We start from the raw sequence: 15,508 nt of genomic DNA on the forward strand, positions 1-15,508 counted from the left end.
AAGTATTACGAATTATTATGAGAGTTGCTTTGTTTGGAACTAGTGCCGATCCACCAACTGCGGGACATCAAAAAATTCTGAGTTGGTTATCTGAGCGTTATGATTGGGTAGCGGTTTGGGCAGCAGATAATCCATTTAAGTCCCATCAAACACCCTTAGAACATCGGGCGGCAATGTTGCGGCTGTTGATTGCGGATATAGACACGCCACGGCACAATATTGCTTTGGAACAAGAATTGAGTAGCTTCAGAACGCTGGAAACAGTGGAAAAAGCCAAGCTTATTTGGGATGAAGACGCTGAATTAACGTTGATTATTGGTTCAGATTTACTGAGTCAGCTACCACGTTGGTATCGCATTGAAGATTTGTTACAGGAAGTGCAACTACTGATCGTACCGCGACCCGGATATGCAATAGATGAATCTAGTTCAGAGGTAGTGCAAAAGTTGGGAGGGAAGATTGCGATCGCTAGTCTGACCGGTCTAGATGTTTCCTCAACAGCGTACCGCGAACATAGAGATCCCCAAGCCCTCACAGCCCCTGTAGTTGCCTATATTAATCGAGAGCATTTGTACGAATGCCAGGACGTTCACCAAAAAAGATACCAACTCCGTTAAACCAACAACCTTTGGCCGATTTCAAGGTTGGTGTTGATAATGTAATTTTTTCTGTAGATACTGTACAAAATCGGCTGTTAGTTCTACTAGTAATGCGACAGCAAGAACCATTTTTAAATCATTGGAGTCTTCCCGGTACTTTGGTACGTCCAGGAGAGTCTTTAGAAGATGCCGCCTATCGCATTATGGCGGAGAAAATTAAGGTCAACAATCTCTATTTAGAACAACTGTATACATTTGGCGGGCCGAATCGCGATCCACGGGAAGCAACTGATAGTTATGGTGTGCGTTATTTATCAGTTAGTTACTTTGCCCTAGTGCGATTTGAAGAAGCCGAATTAATTGCCGATCGCATGACTGGCATAGCTTGGTATCCGGTCAAAGAAGTACCGAAATTAGCTTTTGACCATAATGAAATTTTGGCTTATGGACACAGGCGGTTACGAAATAAATTAGAGTATAGTCCGGTGGCTTTTGAAGTCTTGCCAGAAATGTTCACCTTAAATGATTTATATCAGTTATACGCCACAGTTTTAGGTGACAATTTTTCCGATTATTCTAATTTTCGGGCGCGTCTACTCAAGTTAGGTTTTTTATGCGATACCGGAATTAAGGTATCACGAGGTGCTGGCCGTCCGGCTAGTTTGTATAAGTTTGATGCAGAAGCATTTGCTCCCCTAAAAGATAAACCCTTGGTGTTTATTTAACGATGTACTACATGGGACAAGGGAGACAAGGGAGACAAGGTGACAAGATGAATAACCAATGCCCAATACCCAATGCCCAATGACAAATGACAAATGACAAATGACAAATAATATGAAAATTGCGATCGCTCAAATTAATCCGACAATTGGTGATTTGCTTTTAAATGCCCAAAAAATTCTGGAGGCGGCACAACGTGCAGCATCTAGCGGGGCGCGTTTGTTGCTAACACCAGAACTTTCATTGTGTGGCTATCCACCTAGAGATTTATTACTAAATCCTAGTTTTGTGGAAGCAATGGGCATCACCGTACAAAACTTGGCTCAAGATTTACCGCCAAATTTGGCTGTGTTGGTAGGAACTGTTGAACAAAATCTCGAAGCCTCTATTACTGGAGGTAAAACTTTATTTAACAGTATGGCTTTGTTAGAGGATGGCAAGGTTAAGCAAGTTTTTCACAAACGACTTTTGCCTACTTACGATGTATTTGATGAACGCCGCTATTTTGAACCCGGCTTGCAAGCTAATTATTTCACTTTAGATAATATCGATATTGGCGTAACTATTTGCGAAGATTTATGGAACGATGAGGATTTTTGGGGCAAACGTAGTTATGCAGTAAATCCGATTGCTGACTTAGCAATTTTGGGTGTAGATTTGATTGTAAATTTGTCTGCTTCCCCCTACACTGTTGGCAAGCAGCAGTTTCGTGAAATCATGCTCAGGCATAGTGCAATACGTTTTCAACAACCGATGATTTACACTAATCAGGTTGGCGGAAATGATGACCTAATTTTTGATGGACATAGTTTTGTCTTAAATCGTCAAGGTGAAATTATATCTCGTGCCCGTGGATTTGATACCGATTTATTAGTAGTTGAATTTGATGAAGCGCAACAGGATTTTCAATTAGGTTCTATAGCACCTGCATATCAATCAGAAGATGAAGAAATTTGGCAAGCTTTGGTTTTAGGAGTGCGAGATTACGCTCGTAAGTGTCGCTTTTCTAAAGTAGTATTGGGTTTAAGTGGCGGGATTGACTCGGCAATAGTAGCTGCGATCGCCACGGCTGCACTTGGTAAAGAAAATGTCCTCGGTGTTCTCATGCCTTCCCCTTACAGTTCCGAGCATTCCATTAGTGATGCTATGGCATTAGCCGAAAATTTGGGGATTAAGACTAATCTTTTACCAATTGGCGAGTTAATGCAAGGCTTCGATCAAACATTAGGTGATTTGTTTACGGGTACTGAGTTTGGATTGGCTGAAGAGAATATCCAATCTCGGATTCGCGGTAATTTATTAATGGCGATCGCTAATAAATTTGGCTATCTTCTCCTATCTACTGGTAATAAATCAGAAATGGCTGTGGGTTACTGTACCCTCTATGGTGATATGAATGGCGGGTTAGCAGTGATTGCAGATGTCCCGAAAACCCGTGTGTATTCACTTTGTCATTGGTTAAATCGCAATAATGAAATTATCCCGAAAAACGTTTTGACTAAAGCACCTAGCGCCGAACTTAAGCCAGGTCAAGTCGATCAAGACTCTCTACCGCCTTACGAAATTTTGGACGATATTTTGCAACGCCTGATTCACAACCATCAATCAGCAGCGCAAATTGTTGCAGCCGGTCACGATGCGGTGATTGTAGACAGAGTAATTCAAATGGTGGCGCGGGCTGAATTTAAACGGCGACAAGCACCCCCCGGCTTAAAAATAACCGATCGCGCCTTTGGAACTGGTTGGCGAATGCCAATTGCTAGTAACTGGGTTGGTGTCAAAAAAGCATACCAGACTAAAAGCATAGCTACACCTACTTTAGTTTGTTGGGATGGACAAGATGCTCATCCGCAAATCAAGTAATCAGACCTCTTGCATAAATTACAAATAAAAACCCACTCTGCCAAAGCTACGCTTTGTCTCCCTTCTCCTTGGTAACTAGGATGTACACACAAGTCTGAAATAGCTATTTACCAAGGTTTTACCCCACCCTAACTTTCCCCTTGAAAAGGGGCTACGGTGTACACACAAGTCCTAAAAACCTAGCTTGATCAGGCTTGACTCATTCTCATACAAAGTATCGGAACGAGAGAAATAGCATTGTCAGTCGATGCAATGCCATTGTTAGTCGATGCAATGCCATTGTCAATCGATGTAATGCCATTGTCAGTCGATGTAATGCCATTGTCAGTCGATGTAATGCCATTGTCAGTCGATGCAATGCCATTGTCAGTCGATGCAATGCCATTGCAGGTTAAGAAACTTGTGTCTACACCGTAGCCACGAAGAGCGGGGAGGGTTAGGGAGAGGTAAAACTTACGCTTAAACCCAGATGATTAAACTGTTTCAGACTTGTGTGCAGAGAAGAAGACAAAGAAACGAAGAAAGAAAATTTGGTGCAGCCTCACAAAGAAATGGTATAAATCGTTCGTGAGAATTTGAGATTGTTGTTACCCTCTGTAGTCGGTTTTATGGCAACCACTAATAACTTCCTTTTCACATTGAAACTGTTTTCAGCACTAGGCTGCGGGCTGGTGGCTGGTGTCTTCTTTGCCTTTTCGACTTTCGTAATGAATGCCCTTGGACGACTCCAGCCGAAGGAGGGTATTGCCGCCATGCAATCCATTAATATAACGGCGATCAATCCGTTGTTCATGCTGGCGCTTTTTGGAACGGCTGCGGCTTGCATTTTGCTAGCGGTTTCCTCGGTGTTAAAGTGGCAACAACCTGGTGCTGCTTACTTGTTTGTCGGCAGTTTGCTCTATCTCATTGGCACGGTTCTAGTGACGATCGCGTTCAATGTACCACTAAATGATGCGCTGGCGCTCGTCAAACCGGACAGCAGTGAAGCCGCAAACCTATGGGCTAGATACCTTACTAACTGGACAATCTGGAACCACGTTCGGACAATAGCGGCACTTGCAGCCGCAGCAGCATTCACGATCGCGCTCTGCGATCGCACGGTGAAATAGGATTGATAAGTATCCTGATGATCAGCAAAATGAAGCTATATGAGTGTTCAAGCAGCATACGATAATTGGTCAGCCACATACGATGCTGACAAAAATCTAACGCGCGATTTGGATCAAGCCGTCGCCAGACAAACCTTGATGGCTTTGAGGTGTAAATCAGTAGTTGAAATTGGCTGTGGCACAGGGAAAAATACGCTTTTGCTTTCACAAATTGCTCTTGAAGTTTATGCGATCGATTTTTCAGCACAGATGATCGAAAAGGCGAAAGAGAAAGTGAAGTCAGCTAATGTAGTATTTATTACAGAAGACATCACCAAGCAATGGAGTTGTAGCAATGAATCTGCCGATTTAGTCACTTGTCATCTTGTTTTAGAACACATCGAAGACCTCAACTTGATATTTTCAGAAGCATTTCGTGTATTAGTCAAAGGAGGATATTTTTTCATCTCTGAGCTTCATCCATTTAGGCAATATCAGGGAACAAAAGCTAATTTTCAAAAAAACCAAGAGATTGTTGAGATTCCTGCATTTGTGCATCATATATCGGACTTTTTTAACACAGCAAAAGAATGTGGATTCCTGGTTGAGGACTTCAAAGAGTGGTGGCATGAACAAGATCAAAATAAACTACCAAGGCTTGTATCAATCTTGTTTAAAAAGTGAGGAAAACTTTGGTTGTTACCAATGGTGTGCTGTTAACACTTTGGATTCAATTGCGATCGCGCCTCGATCGATACAGTAGAGAGCGATCGCCTGTTTGATTGCAGACATCAAAGGCGATCGGCTGCGGTACGCTGTTCGCTCTTGCTATTTTGGTATGAATTATGAATATCGAAGATACAGACTTTGCAACTAACTGAGGTACAAAATGCAGGAATTAAAATCAGACTTGAAGGAGGCAGGAGGCAGAAGAGCTTTTTCATTTATAGGATTCAAACCCCTCCTGAAAAAGCAGCCCAAAACAAGAAAATTTGGAGTTCTTGTCTTAAACCGTAAGTTCGCTATGGTCGCGGCAGGAAACAGATAGCGACGCGCAAAGCGAGTCTGCGTTCGCGTAGCGTCTCGCAGAGAGCGTCGGGCAGTTTTCCTCCTGCCCCCTGCCCCTGCCCCCGGTCACTGAATCTCGACTTCGCTCGATTTCCGCGTAGTCGAAGTGACCCCCTGCCCCCTGCCTCAAAACCCAAAGTAATTAAACTACACTACTCCCTACTTCCCGTCCTGGGAATCAACTCTCTAGAGCGCTCTACCAAGCGAATAAACTCACCCCGATAACCCTCCAGGTCTTCTCCCTTTCCTTGAGTTGCCAATTTCATCACCAAATCATAATTAGCATTCCCCTTATACTCAGAGTCACGCAGCACCATTCCAAAGGTTGCCACCGCAGCCGCAAATCTCAGGTTTGTGGAAGGTATCTGGTCGGCTTTCAAATCATCATCTTGGATAATTTGGGTAATTAGTTGACTGGTGGTGTCTTGGGGCAATTTATAACGCAGTTTAACCTGCATCAACTCATTACCAGCAGCATTCGAGGCATCACCAGAACGCTGATACCGCAAGGGGTCTACCTCTGGTAGTTTCACATCGCTTTTCGTACCAGTAGGAATTATTTCATAAAGCGCTGTCACAGAATGACCAGCCCCAATATCCCCTGCATCTTTCTTATCATCATTGAAATCCTGGTTTTGCAGCAGGCGGTTTTCGTAGCCAATCAATCGGTATGCCTGAACTTTCGCCGGATTAAACTCCACCTGAATTTTCACATCTTTGGCAATGGTAAACAGAGTTCCTCTGAGATCGTTAACTAAAACCTTTTTGGCTTCCAATAGGGTATCGATGTAAGCGTAGTTGCCGTTACCCTTATCAGCCAGTTGCTCCATTTTCCCGTCCTTATAGTTGCCAGTGCCAAATCCCAACACCGTCAGAAAAATTCCCTGATCTCGCTTTTGTTCAATTAATCGCGTCAATTCGGCATCACTGGAAACCCCTACATTAAAGTCTCCATCAGTAGCTAAAATTACTCTATTATTACCAGATTTCAGGAAGCTTTGTTTGGCTATCTTGTAGGCTAGTTCAATGCCCTGACCGCCAGCAGTGGAGCCTCCAGCCTCCAAACGGTCAATCGCTGCCAGAATTTTTGATTTCTGACTACCTGGAGTAGTTGGTAACACCAATCCAGCATTACCGGCATAAACTACCAAACTTACTCGGTCTTCAGGGCGCAGTTTATTCACCAGCAATTTGAGTGACTGTTGCACCAAGGGTAATTTGTTGGGGTCGTTCATCGAACCGGAGACATCAATCAGAAATACTAAGTTGCTGGGTGGCAAGGTTTCGCTCTCTAAACGTTTACCTTGCAAACCCACCTGTACGAGCTTGTGTTGAGGATTCCAGGGAGCAGCAGCAACTTCTGTGGTGACGGAAAAAGGGCGATCGCCTTTTGGTTGAGGATAATTGTAGGTAAAATAATTGATCAGTTCCTCAATTCGCACTGCATCCTTAGGTGGTAATTCCCCTTCAGTAATAAACCGTCGCACATTGCTATAGGATGCTGTATCCACATCAATGGAAAAAGTGGAAAGAGGGTCATTACTGACGCGATGAAAGGGATTATCCTCAATCCGGTTGTAGTTTTCTGTATTGAATCTGCTACCTATTTGAGGTTCAGGGGCAACCCTTCCAATACTGCTACGAGCTTGAAGTTTAGGCATATTCGCACGGTTAGCAACTTGATCCTGAGATGAGCCAGACGGGATACTAAGGGGTGGAGCCGTGGGCAAGGGTTGAGTCTTTCGGCTAGACTCAGGTTGATTCCTTTCTCTGGTAGTCTGAGCCGGAGTGATGGGGCTACGAGCTTCCAATTCCTCTATCGGACTTTTTAGGGTTGCTAACTCCGGTGCAAATTCTGACTGCAAGCGTTGCAGAGTTTTCATATCTGCTGGAGTAACTATCTTCGGGTCAGTCGCTATTAGTTCATTACTGCGATTCAGACAAGCATTCAAGACTGCGGCAAATTCAGTCCGAGTTACAGGAAGAGTGCCAAAGTTTTTGACGGGGACAACACAACTATACTGTTTTACCAAAACCTGGAGTGCTTGGTAGTCAGGGTTATTGGGTAAAATAGAGGTTGTTGGCGTAGAACTGGAAGGAGTCTGATTGGCTGGAACCGCAACCGTAGCAGACTGACGTAAAATCGCAATTCCTAGTGACGGTATTAATAATAACAATGTTACAATACTGACTCGCTGCCACATTTTGGACGGAATCGGGTAAGACATGACTAAATCCTCACACTAAATTTGTTCTGTCACATTTGAAGTTTCTACTTACTTAGAATAGTCCTGAGCAGCTTGGGATTTCATAACCGTTTCAGTTTTGGTAACTATAACTTATACAACACTAACCATTCTCATCTAGCAAGATTAGGGGATATAACAGTGTTGATTAGTATCGCATTAATAATTTGGCTTAAGTAATTATTCGGTAGCTGAACAGCTTTTCTCACAAAGCTGGCATAAAGTTTGGTGAAGTTGCATTAGTTGTAGTTAGGAAATACCAGAAATTGGGAAACCTGGAAATAAAGCTTTACCTGATAAATAAAAGTTAATGGATAAACAGCAAATTATAAAACTGCTAATTGGTGATTTTACTTGGCAGCGACTGGTTACATCTTTAATCTTTATCTATATATTTTTTGCTGTATTTGTATATTTTCGGGCAGATAGCATGATTTTTCTGTCTCAACCTTCAAGCTATCAAGATGATCCCAAAATTTTGAAGTTAAGGAGTGGGGAGAATACGAATATCTCAGCTATATATTTATTGAATAATCAAGCTCGATATACTATTCTTTATTCTCATGGTAATTCTGAAGATTTAGGAGATATCAAACAGGTATTAGAAAAATTACACTCGTGGGGTTTTAGTGTCTTTGCTTATGATTATCGCGGTTATGGTACGAGTCAAGGCAAGCCGACAGAAAGTAACGCATACGAAGATATCAATACTGCTTACAATTATTTAACCCAAAATTTAAAAATATCACCTAAAAGAATTCTAGTTTTGGGGCGTTCGGTTGGCGGTGGTTCTGCGGTAAATTTAGCAATGCGGAAACCAGTAGCTGGTTTAATTATTGAAAGTTCGTTTATTTCGGCTTTTCAAGTAATAGTACCTTTTCGGATTTTACCTTTTGATAAGTTTCCTAATCTGGACAATATTAAAAAAGTCAAATGCCCGATATTGGTGATTCATGGAAAAGCAGATGATATCATTCCTTTTGCTCATGGAGAAAAGTTGTTTAATGCTGCAATCAACCCAAAACTTTATTTATGGGTTGAGGGGGCAAATCATAATGATTTATTCTGGGTAGCTGAAGAAAAGTACCGTCAAACTTTGCAGGATTTTAGTAACCTTGTCAAGGCAAATCAGCAATTATAGCAATCCGCTTTGATTTCTGTTCGCGAAGCTTGGCGTAGCCATAATTATTTGCGTAGGAGGTAAGAGGCAATAGGCAATAGGCAATAGGCAATAGGCAAGAGGCAATAGGCAATAAAGTTCTTTGAGTTGTACTGAATTTTTTCGGAAATCAAATATGAGTCCTATATCGCATCCCAGTAATTTGTAATTGCTAATGGGCTATAACAGGCAATCATAGTACTAGACTACTTTCTCTATAGGAATCATATTTGATTGCGTGAAAAAAATTCGGTACACTTTAATCTTCTGAAATCCTCTTGCCTATTGCCTTTTTGCCTATTGCCTACTAAGCCAAGTGATTTCAGTAATCAAACCGGATTCCTATATTAATAACTATAGCATTCATCTGTATGAGCAATGCTTGATGTAGTTAAGGTTTCAGAAAGGCGATCGCTCGATAATACCTAGTAGTTAAAAGCTTTTAATTGAGGAATGCTGGAGTGCGATCGCTTATTTAACTGGTCTTGCAAGGGTACATTTTATATAAGTATAAGTAGTATTTAAACTGATAATAATACGTAAATAGCTATGCTAAAAAATACCAAAATAGATAAATAAAGCGAAGTACGGAAAAATGCTAGTCCAAGTAGTGACACTTAAATAAACAAACACTATAGTAATTAAATTAACTAATGCTCGTATGTAGCAGGTTAACTGAATAATGCTTAGAAGCCATTCAAAAGCTGAATAGCACTAAAAAATTAGTGTTTTCAGTTCGGTAGAAACTATACCGAAAGCGTCAGCTTTCGGCTGATTTTTTGTGCTTGAAAACAGCAATATCCGCAAGTTAATATCCCAAGTTTCTGAAAAATTGATTTAGGTAGGTAGAAGTTATGGCAATTATCAATGGTACTAACGCTAATAATATCCTCAATGGCTTCGGGAGCAATGACAGTCTCTATGGCTTCGGGGGCGATGACGTTCTCACTATTAGCAATTCTCCAGGAAAAAACCTCTTAGACGGCGGCTCTGACAATGATAGACTTTACGCTAAAAATACCACTGGCAATAATATTCTCAAAGGTGGAAGTGGGGATGATTATTTAGATGTTTCTGGTTCTTCAGGGAAAAACCTGTTAGATGGTGGTTCTGAGAGCGATCAAATTTATGCTAGAGCTACCACTGGTAATAATACTCTCAAGGGCGGAAGCGAGAATGATTATTTAGATGTTTCTGATTCTTTTGGGAACAACCTCCTCTGTGGAGATACAGGAAATGACGAGTTTTCGATTCAGGATAGTTTTGGCAAAAATACTGTTTTAGGCGGAACTGGTTCTGATAAATTTTACGCCTATGGAGTTAATGGTGCTAATACCCTAAATGGCGGAGATGGCGATGACTTTTTCTATTTGAGTGCCTCATCTACCGCTCCTTCTGTTTTAGTGACTCAAACAGTATATGGAGGTTCGGGTTCGGATTATTTGGAAGTTAATTACAGTAGTAATACTACCGAGGGAATCACCTCGACTTTCAATGTAACTACTAACCAAGGCTCGATTACATCTGGTACGAGTCGAGTTACCTACAACAATATTGAACGATTTAATATCATCGGTACAGCCTACGCTGACAATATTGTGGGAGGTAATAGCGAAGATGTTCTCAATGGAGGCATTTCTGGCAATGATACGATTAGTGGGGGCGCAGGTAACGATTACCTCAATGTTTCCAACTCGTCTGGTAATAATGTTGTGAATGGTGGCGATGGTAACGATACCTTTTACGCATATACAGTCAAAGGTGCTAATACCCTGAATGGCGGGAATGGCGATGACTCTTTCTATTTGAGTGCCCCATCTACCGCCCCCTCAGTTTTAGTGACTCAAACTGTAGATGGGGGTACAGGTTCCGATCTTTTGGAAGTCAATTACAGTAGCTATACTACCAAAGGAATCGTCTCGACTTTCAATGCAACCACTAACCAAGGCTCAATTACGGCTGGCACAAATCGAGTTAGCTATAAGAATATTGAACAATTAAATATCAGTGGAACAGCCTATGCTGACAAGATTGTGGGGGGTAACAACGGCGATGTGCTATATGGGTATAATGGCAACGATCTCCTGACTGGAGGAAGAGGTGATGATGCTCTTTACGGCGGAGATGGGACTGATACTTTTGCGTTCAATAATTACAATGAAGGCATTGATAGTCTTGATGACTTCAATACGACTAATGAAGTTATTCAGGTATCGGCTGCTGGTTTCGGCGGCTCTTTAGTAATAGGTAAACTCTTAGCTAGTCAGTTTACCATCGGTTCAGGCGCGAGTGCGATCGCTCAACGATTTATTTATGACAATATTACAGGCGCACTGTCCTTTGACCAAGATGGCAGCGCTGGCACTTTTACTCAGGTACAATTCGCGCAACTCAGCAGTGGATTATCACTAAGCGCAACCAATTTCGTTGTTGTTTAATTGTACAAAATCAAGGCGATCGCATTGATTGAAGGGCGTGAGGGATGCGTAGCTAGCAAAAATTGCAGACATCGCCTTAAGAATTGCGATCGCCTATCTTAAGTAAATTACAGGATTCATTTTATGCATCCTCAACTAATTTTCTCATGATTTGAACAATACTTAATACAGCCGATTACTGTTACTAATTTCAGCAATGCCCTCTGGCTACGCCATTTTCTGCGTAGTACATAAGTGCTATCAAGTGCGATCGCAACAATATACTACAAAAGTTGCCTCAATTCCTCAACAGAATTTACAGTTTTGATTGCTTGTTGAATTGCTTTCAATCGCTGTAAATCCGTAATTTCATAGATAATTGGCATTAATTCCAAGCCAGGATTGCCAAATTTTATCTCTAATGATGTCTCAAGACCTGTCTGAATTCCCCGGACTTCTCCGCGTGCTTCTCCACGGGCTTCTCCACGGGCTTCCCCACGGGCTTCTCCACGGGCTTCTCCTTCGCGTAAAATTTCTTGATACCAAGGTGATTCGCGCAACACAGCCATATCCCACCTCATGATTTCTTGAACTAAAGCACTATCTAGTACAAAATTAGCAAAAAAAGCTAAAACTGTTTCCAGCTGGTTTAATTGTTCATCTCGACGCAAAATTTGCAATGCTTGTCGGATTGTTGACTCATTTTCACCACCTTTAAGAATTGGGACAAAGGGAAGCAATGATGGTAAAGCTTGTTCAAATACAATATTTACATCAACCTCCCACAAATTAATTACGCGATAATCTTGATGGGCAGTGATTCCTGCAATATTCGATGTGTAAGTTGTTGGAATTTGCGCCTCACTTGCTTTCAGTATATTGATGAGTACAGGGTATGCCGGTAAATCATACTTCTCTTCTGCTAAAGAAGCATAGGCACGCATTCGACGGGGTATTTTGGAACTGTAGCGTAATTGTAATTCGTTGACAATGAGAAATTTTCCATCTTGGGGACTTTCAGCGCGGATTAAAACGTCACTTTCTCTACTTATCCATTGAAATTCAGAATTAAGAATTTCCCCAACTGTGATATCGGGAATTTGGGTTATCCATTTCACCCAGTTGTCGGGTGCTAGGCTAATCAAGCGTTTGGTGCTGACATCTGCGGGTTTGGTCATCGGAGTAGCTGCACTTATTTCCAGCAAATCATACTACGATACCCAGCTACCGACTTCTTGAAGAAGTTGAAGATATAAACATTAACCGAACCGTATTGTATTCATCCACGGATTTATAGGTATTCTGTATTACTAATAACAAATTTTGCTTTTTGTTCAGTATTAAAAATTATAAATAGTCATATTGATTACAATCATCAAGCAAAATCTGGAAATTGTATTTAATTTACTAATCAAGATTTACATTTCTGATAAAGTTTAGTAAAGCCAAGTTTTACCTCTTCTTTGTACTACTACTATCACATCGTAATAACACCTAACTTTTTTGATTGATTCATCAAGGAGAAGATATAAAAAATCTTGTATTGCTCAAAAGCAAGGTGTAGTTTAATACACTTTTTTGTGTTGATGCCGCAGTATTTCCAAAATGTTTTTCATGAGAACTGAGGCAGAGAAAATAATATGTTTTTAGATATTTTAGCTAGCCTACAACGGTTATTTGTTGGTTACATTCCAGCCGTTGTACTGGGTAGTTTTATCGGATATTTAATTGGGATGAATAGCATGATTTATCAGTTATTTAGACTGATATTTCAGATACCACATAGTATCCCTCCTATAGCTTTGCTACCTATTGCCCTAATAGTACTTCAAGAGAGCGACTCGGCTGCTATTATAGTAGTTTTTTTGGGAACTCTCTGGACGATGATTATTAATACAGCAATAGGTATGCGGCATTTTCATAGACAGAATAATAACTTTCGAGTCGCTATATTTCATATATTTCATGCTTTGAAAGTTAGCATTTGGGTAGCCTGGTTTATAGTTATTGCTATAGAAATGTTAACAGGCCCAAAAGGACTTGGATTTACCCTCTGGGATGCTTATAAAGCTGGCAATGCCGATTACGTAATCCAAGTCATCTTATACATCGGGATTATTGGCTTTTTGCTGGATCAATTATTAGATTTCGCAGCCTATATTCTCTCGCAAATCGTTTCAGATGGAAAAAAATCTTCTTAAGAATTCAGGAGTCAGGAGTCAGAATGAATTGTGTACGACTGGTTGGTAGCGCAGCATAAAGCCTTCTCTTCTCTCAAAAGGAGATCGCGCAGCGTCTTGATTCTGAATTGTGTATTCTGAATTCTTCTTTATCTAGGCTTGCGAATTGTACCCTGCCAGCTAATAGTTTGCTTGGCAGAACGTATTCCCAAAGAACGAGTTGCTACGACTTCAATATCAACATTGACACCAGGACGTAAAGCTTCGTCAGGAATTTTGAGCTTGCCCAAAGCTAGAGTAAAACGGTTGTAATCACGAGTCACAAGTTCGTTGGGAATATCCCCTTCATATTCAGTTTTGTAGCCAGAAAAACCGTGCAAACTATCCTGGGCACGAAATTTCACGCGAAACTGAGTATTAATGGCATCAGACTTTGCTGCTAAATCGACTATTTTTAAGTTGAGATTTTGTCCGGCATCGGCAAACTCTGCCACCGCTAACCGGGTAACATCTTTTTTGGGAATGACATGGTTAACGGTAAATGTTGTTAAGCTAGCTTCACTTTTGCTGCTACCCTCAACCCATAATTCCTCAGGAAAAGTAACTTCTACTTGTTTGTTATCAGTTAAATTTAATGTTATAGCTTGATTGCCAAAGCTGGTGATGGGTTGTCTTTCTTGCCAAACTATTTGAAAAGCCTGTTCTAGACGCTGTTCAAACTCAAGGTAATCATCGGCGATCGCAGAACCAGGCGCAAGTAGAGAAGCTGCCCCTTTGCGTTGATTCCATTTATTCTTCGAGAGGTTGAACTGTTTGTTTGCCAGTTCTGCAATTGCTAGCTGTACAGTTGGATTATCAGCTGCCAAAGCTTCCTTACTATTGACAATACTCAAAGTTCCTAAGCGCCCTTGGCTACCATCGCTACCATCGCTGCCATCTCGCCCATCGCTACCGTCACTACATCGATAAACTTTGTCAGTACACTTATAATCAGGGCTACCGGGAGTTCCTTTGCAGGTTTTCACTTCCCAACTTCGTCTGTGACAGTGACAACCCTCCGTACCGTTGCCACCTCTACCGCCGCGCCCGCCTTCTCCACCAGTTGCCCGGACGGAAATGTTTCGTAAGTCTGCCAAATTGCTGTAATACACTGTGAGAGAACCACCATTTCCCCCATTCCCTCCCTTGCCACCATTACCACCGTTACCACCATTTGGGGCATTTATATCGTGGCTGACGCGATTGCGTTGGGAATCACACTCAGGTTGATAACCATGTTCTCCATCTTCCCCGTCTTCACCATCTTTACCCGATAAGTCAAGATTTACAGGTGAACCATTGACAAAAATATTTTGGTTTTCACCGCTACTACCATCTCTACCCGATCGCCCATCGGTTCCTGTGCGTCCATCTCTGCCATAATTTCGGGCTACTTTATAGTATTCGTCAGAGGCAATAGCTGGACATAAAACTGAACCAGAGGCAGGCAAAAAGCTAGTAAATAAGCAGAATATCAGCAGTAGTGGCACTTTACTTTTAAAACTATTGTGCATCTAGTTACACCTGAAATCTTAGTAGAATTATCTACTGCTGACGCTGAATTTCAACAATTTGCTCCTTCTTGTCTAGTTATGTGCTATTGATATCATGCACCTGAGTTTTCACGTCATGTAGAAAAGCCAACGGAAAACCTAACCCCCCAACCCCCAACCCTTGTAGCGTTGGGGGAGAAATCAAAGCCTCTCTCCTTGTAGGGCTACGATGTACACACAAGTTTCTTAACCTGCAATGGCATTGCATCGGTTAACAATGGCATTGCATCGGTTAACAATGGCATTGCATCGACTAACAATAGCATTGCATCGACTAACAATAGCATTACATCGGTTAACAATGGCATTGCATCGACTGACAATGGCATTACATCGGTTAACAATGGCATTGCATCGACTGACAATGCTATTTCTCTCGTTCCGATACTTTGTATGAGAATGAGTTAAGCCTAATCAAGCTAGGTTTTTAGGACTTGTGTGTACACCGTAGCCTTGTAGGGGAGAGGTTGGGAGAGGGGTTTTCCATATTCCGTGAAAAGTCAGTAGCGGGGTGGGGTTCTTTAGGTTTAATAACCAATCAAGCTGACATGAGATGATTTGCGTCAACATAGC

At 41.6% G+C, this 15,508-nt stretch carries 13 protein-coding genes; 9 read left to right on the forward strand and 4 right to left on the reverse strand.

All coding sequences use genetic code 11. The annotated features are described in order from the left end of the window. Window positions 1–17 precede the first annotated feature (17 nt). The 6 genes from RMX98_RS06215 to RMX98_RS06240 all read left to right on the forward strand — a co-directional run bounded on the left by RMX98_RS06215 (window position 18) and on the right by RMX98_RS06240 (window position 4,957). Window positions 18–617 carry a nicotinate-nucleotide adenylyltransferase gene (locus RMX98_RS06215; RefSeq protein ID WP_322676288.1) on the forward strand — a complete coding sequence of 200 codons (600 nt, stop codon included), beginning with the start codon at window positions 18–20 and terminating at the stop codon, window positions 615–617. After that, window positions 578–1,324, forward strand: a complete 747-nt coding sequence (locus RMX98_RS06220) for an NUDIX hydrolase (protein ID WP_322676289.1) — start codon at window positions 578–580, stop codon at window positions 1,322–1,324. Before RMX98_RS06215 ends, RMX98_RS06220 begins: the two co-directional genes overlap by 40 nt. Before the next feature lie 112 nt (window positions 1,325–1,436). Further along, a complete protein-coding gene (locus RMX98_RS06225; RefSeq protein ID WP_322676290.1) occupies window positions 1,437–3,185 on the forward strand; it encodes an NAD+ synthase in 1,749 nt (582 codons plus the stop codon). Between the two features lie 237 nt (window positions 3,186–3,422). Further along, entirely contained in the window at window positions 3,423–3,602 is a 180-nt protein-coding gene (locus tag RMX98_RS06230; protein ID WP_409881148.1) for a hypothetical protein, read from the forward strand. A 335-nt stretch (window positions 3,603–3,937) separates the two neighbouring features. Further along, on the forward strand, window positions 3,938–4,294 hold the full coding sequence (locus tag RMX98_RS06235) for a DUF1772 domain-containing protein (protein WP_322676165.1): 357 nt from the start codon (window positions 3,938–3,940) through the stop codon (window positions 4,292–4,294). Between the two features lie 39 nt (window positions 4,295–4,333). After that, entirely contained in the window at window positions 4,334–4,957 is a 624-nt protein-coding gene (locus RMX98_RS06240) for a class I SAM-dependent methyltransferase (protein WP_322676166.1), read from the forward strand. Window positions 4,958–5,493: 536 nt separating this feature from the next. On the opposite strand, the gene RMX98_RS06245 is transcribed toward RMX98_RS06240, so the two are convergent. Next, complete coding sequence (locus tag RMX98_RS06245; RefSeq protein ID WP_322676167.1) at window positions 5,494–7,569, reverse strand: YfbK domain-containing protein; 2,076 nt, start codon at window positions 7,567–7,569, stop codon at window positions 5,494–5,496. Between the two features lie 328 nt (window positions 7,570–7,897). Here RMX98_RS06245 and RMX98_RS06250 point away from each other — a divergent pair, with 328 nt between their 5' ends. Beyond that, a complete protein-coding gene (locus tag RMX98_RS06250; protein WP_322676168.1) occupies window positions 7,898–8,728 on the forward strand; it encodes an alpha/beta hydrolase in 831 nt (276 codons plus the stop codon). Between the two features lie 872 nt (window positions 8,729–9,600). Further along, complete coding sequence (locus RMX98_RS06255; RefSeq protein WP_322676169.1) at window positions 9,601–11,184, forward strand: calcium-binding protein; 1,584 nt, start codon at window positions 9,601–9,603, stop codon at window positions 11,182–11,184. A 263-nt stretch (window positions 11,185–11,447) separates the two neighbouring features. On the opposite strand, the gene RMX98_RS06260 is transcribed toward RMX98_RS06255, so the two are convergent. Next, window positions 11,448–12,341: an Rpn family recombination-promoting nuclease/putative transposase gene (locus tag RMX98_RS06260; RefSeq protein WP_322676170.1), complete on the reverse strand. Its 894-nt coding sequence runs from the start codon at window positions 12,339–12,341 to the stop codon at window positions 11,448–11,450. A gap of 462 nt (window positions 12,342–12,803) precedes the next feature. Here RMX98_RS06260 and RMX98_RS06265 point away from each other — a divergent pair, with 462 nt between their 5' ends. Continuing rightward, window positions 12,804–13,364, forward strand: a complete 561-nt coding sequence (locus RMX98_RS06265) for a nitrate transporter (protein ID WP_322676171.1) — start codon at window positions 12,804–12,806, stop codon at window positions 13,362–13,364. Window positions 13,365–13,492: 128 nt separating this feature from the next. Here the strand turns inward: RMX98_RS06265 and RMX98_RS06270 are convergent, their stop codons facing one another. Continuing rightward, on the reverse strand, window positions 13,493–14,896 hold the full coding sequence (locus RMX98_RS06270; protein ID WP_322676172.1) for a collagen-like protein: 1,404 nt from the start codon (window positions 14,894–14,896) through the stop codon (window positions 13,493–13,495). 203 nt (window positions 14,897–15,099) lie between these two features. Then, window positions 15,100–15,300 carry a hypothetical protein gene (locus RMX98_RS06275; RefSeq protein WP_409881150.1) on the reverse strand — a complete coding sequence of 67 codons (201 nt, stop codon included), beginning with the start codon at window positions 15,298–15,300 and terminating at the stop codon, window positions 15,100–15,102. Window positions 15,301–15,508: the final 208 nt, after the last annotated feature.

It is taken from the genome of Nostoc sp. DedQUE02, from assembly GCF_034531035.1.
Lineage (GTDB): Bacteria > Cyanobacteriota > Cyanobacteriia > Cyanobacteriales > Nostocaceae > Nostoc.

Bases quoted from the DNA above. Each gene is read 5' to 3' on its own strand.
- RMX98_RS06215 (WP_322676288.1), top strand. From the start codon at position 18: ATGAGAGTTGCTTTGTTTGGAACTAGTGCCGATCCACCAACTGCGGGA.
- RMX98_RS06220 (WP_322676289.1), top strand. From the start codon at position 578: ATGCCAGGACGTTCACCAAAAAAGATACCAACTCCGTTAAACCAACAA.
- RMX98_RS06225 (WP_322676290.1), top strand. From the start codon at position 1,437: ATGAAAATTGCGATCGCTCAAATTAATCCGACAATTGGTGATTTGCTT.
- RMX98_RS06235 (WP_322676165.1), top strand. From the start codon at position 3,938: ATGCAATCCATTAATATAACGGCGATCAATCCGTTGTTCATGCTGGCG.
- RMX98_RS06240 (WP_322676166.1), top strand. From the start codon at position 4,334: ATGAGTGTTCAAGCAGCATACGATAATTGGTCAGCCACATACGATGCT.
- RMX98_RS06245 (WP_322676167.1), bottom strand. From the start codon at position 7,569: ATGTCTTACCCGATTCCGTCCAAAATGTGGCAGCGAGTCAGTATTGTA.
- RMX98_RS06250 (WP_322676168.1), top strand. From the start codon at position 7,898: ATGGATAAACAGCAAATTATAAAACTGCTAATTGGTGATTTTACTTGG.
- RMX98_RS06255 (WP_322676169.1), top strand. From the start codon at position 9,601: ATGGCAATTATCAATGGTACTAACGCTAATAATATCCTCAATGGCTTC.
- RMX98_RS06260 (WP_322676170.1), bottom strand. From the start codon at position 12,341: ATGACCAAACCCGCAGATGTCAGCACCAAACGCTTGATTAGCCTAGCA.
- RMX98_RS06265 (WP_322676171.1), top strand. From the start codon at position 12,804: ATGTTTTTAGATATTTTAGCTAGCCTACAACGGTTATTTGTTGGTTAC.
- RMX98_RS06270 (WP_322676172.1), bottom strand. From the start codon at position 14,896: ATGCACAATAGTTTTAAAAGTAAAGTGCCACTACTGCTGATATTCTGC.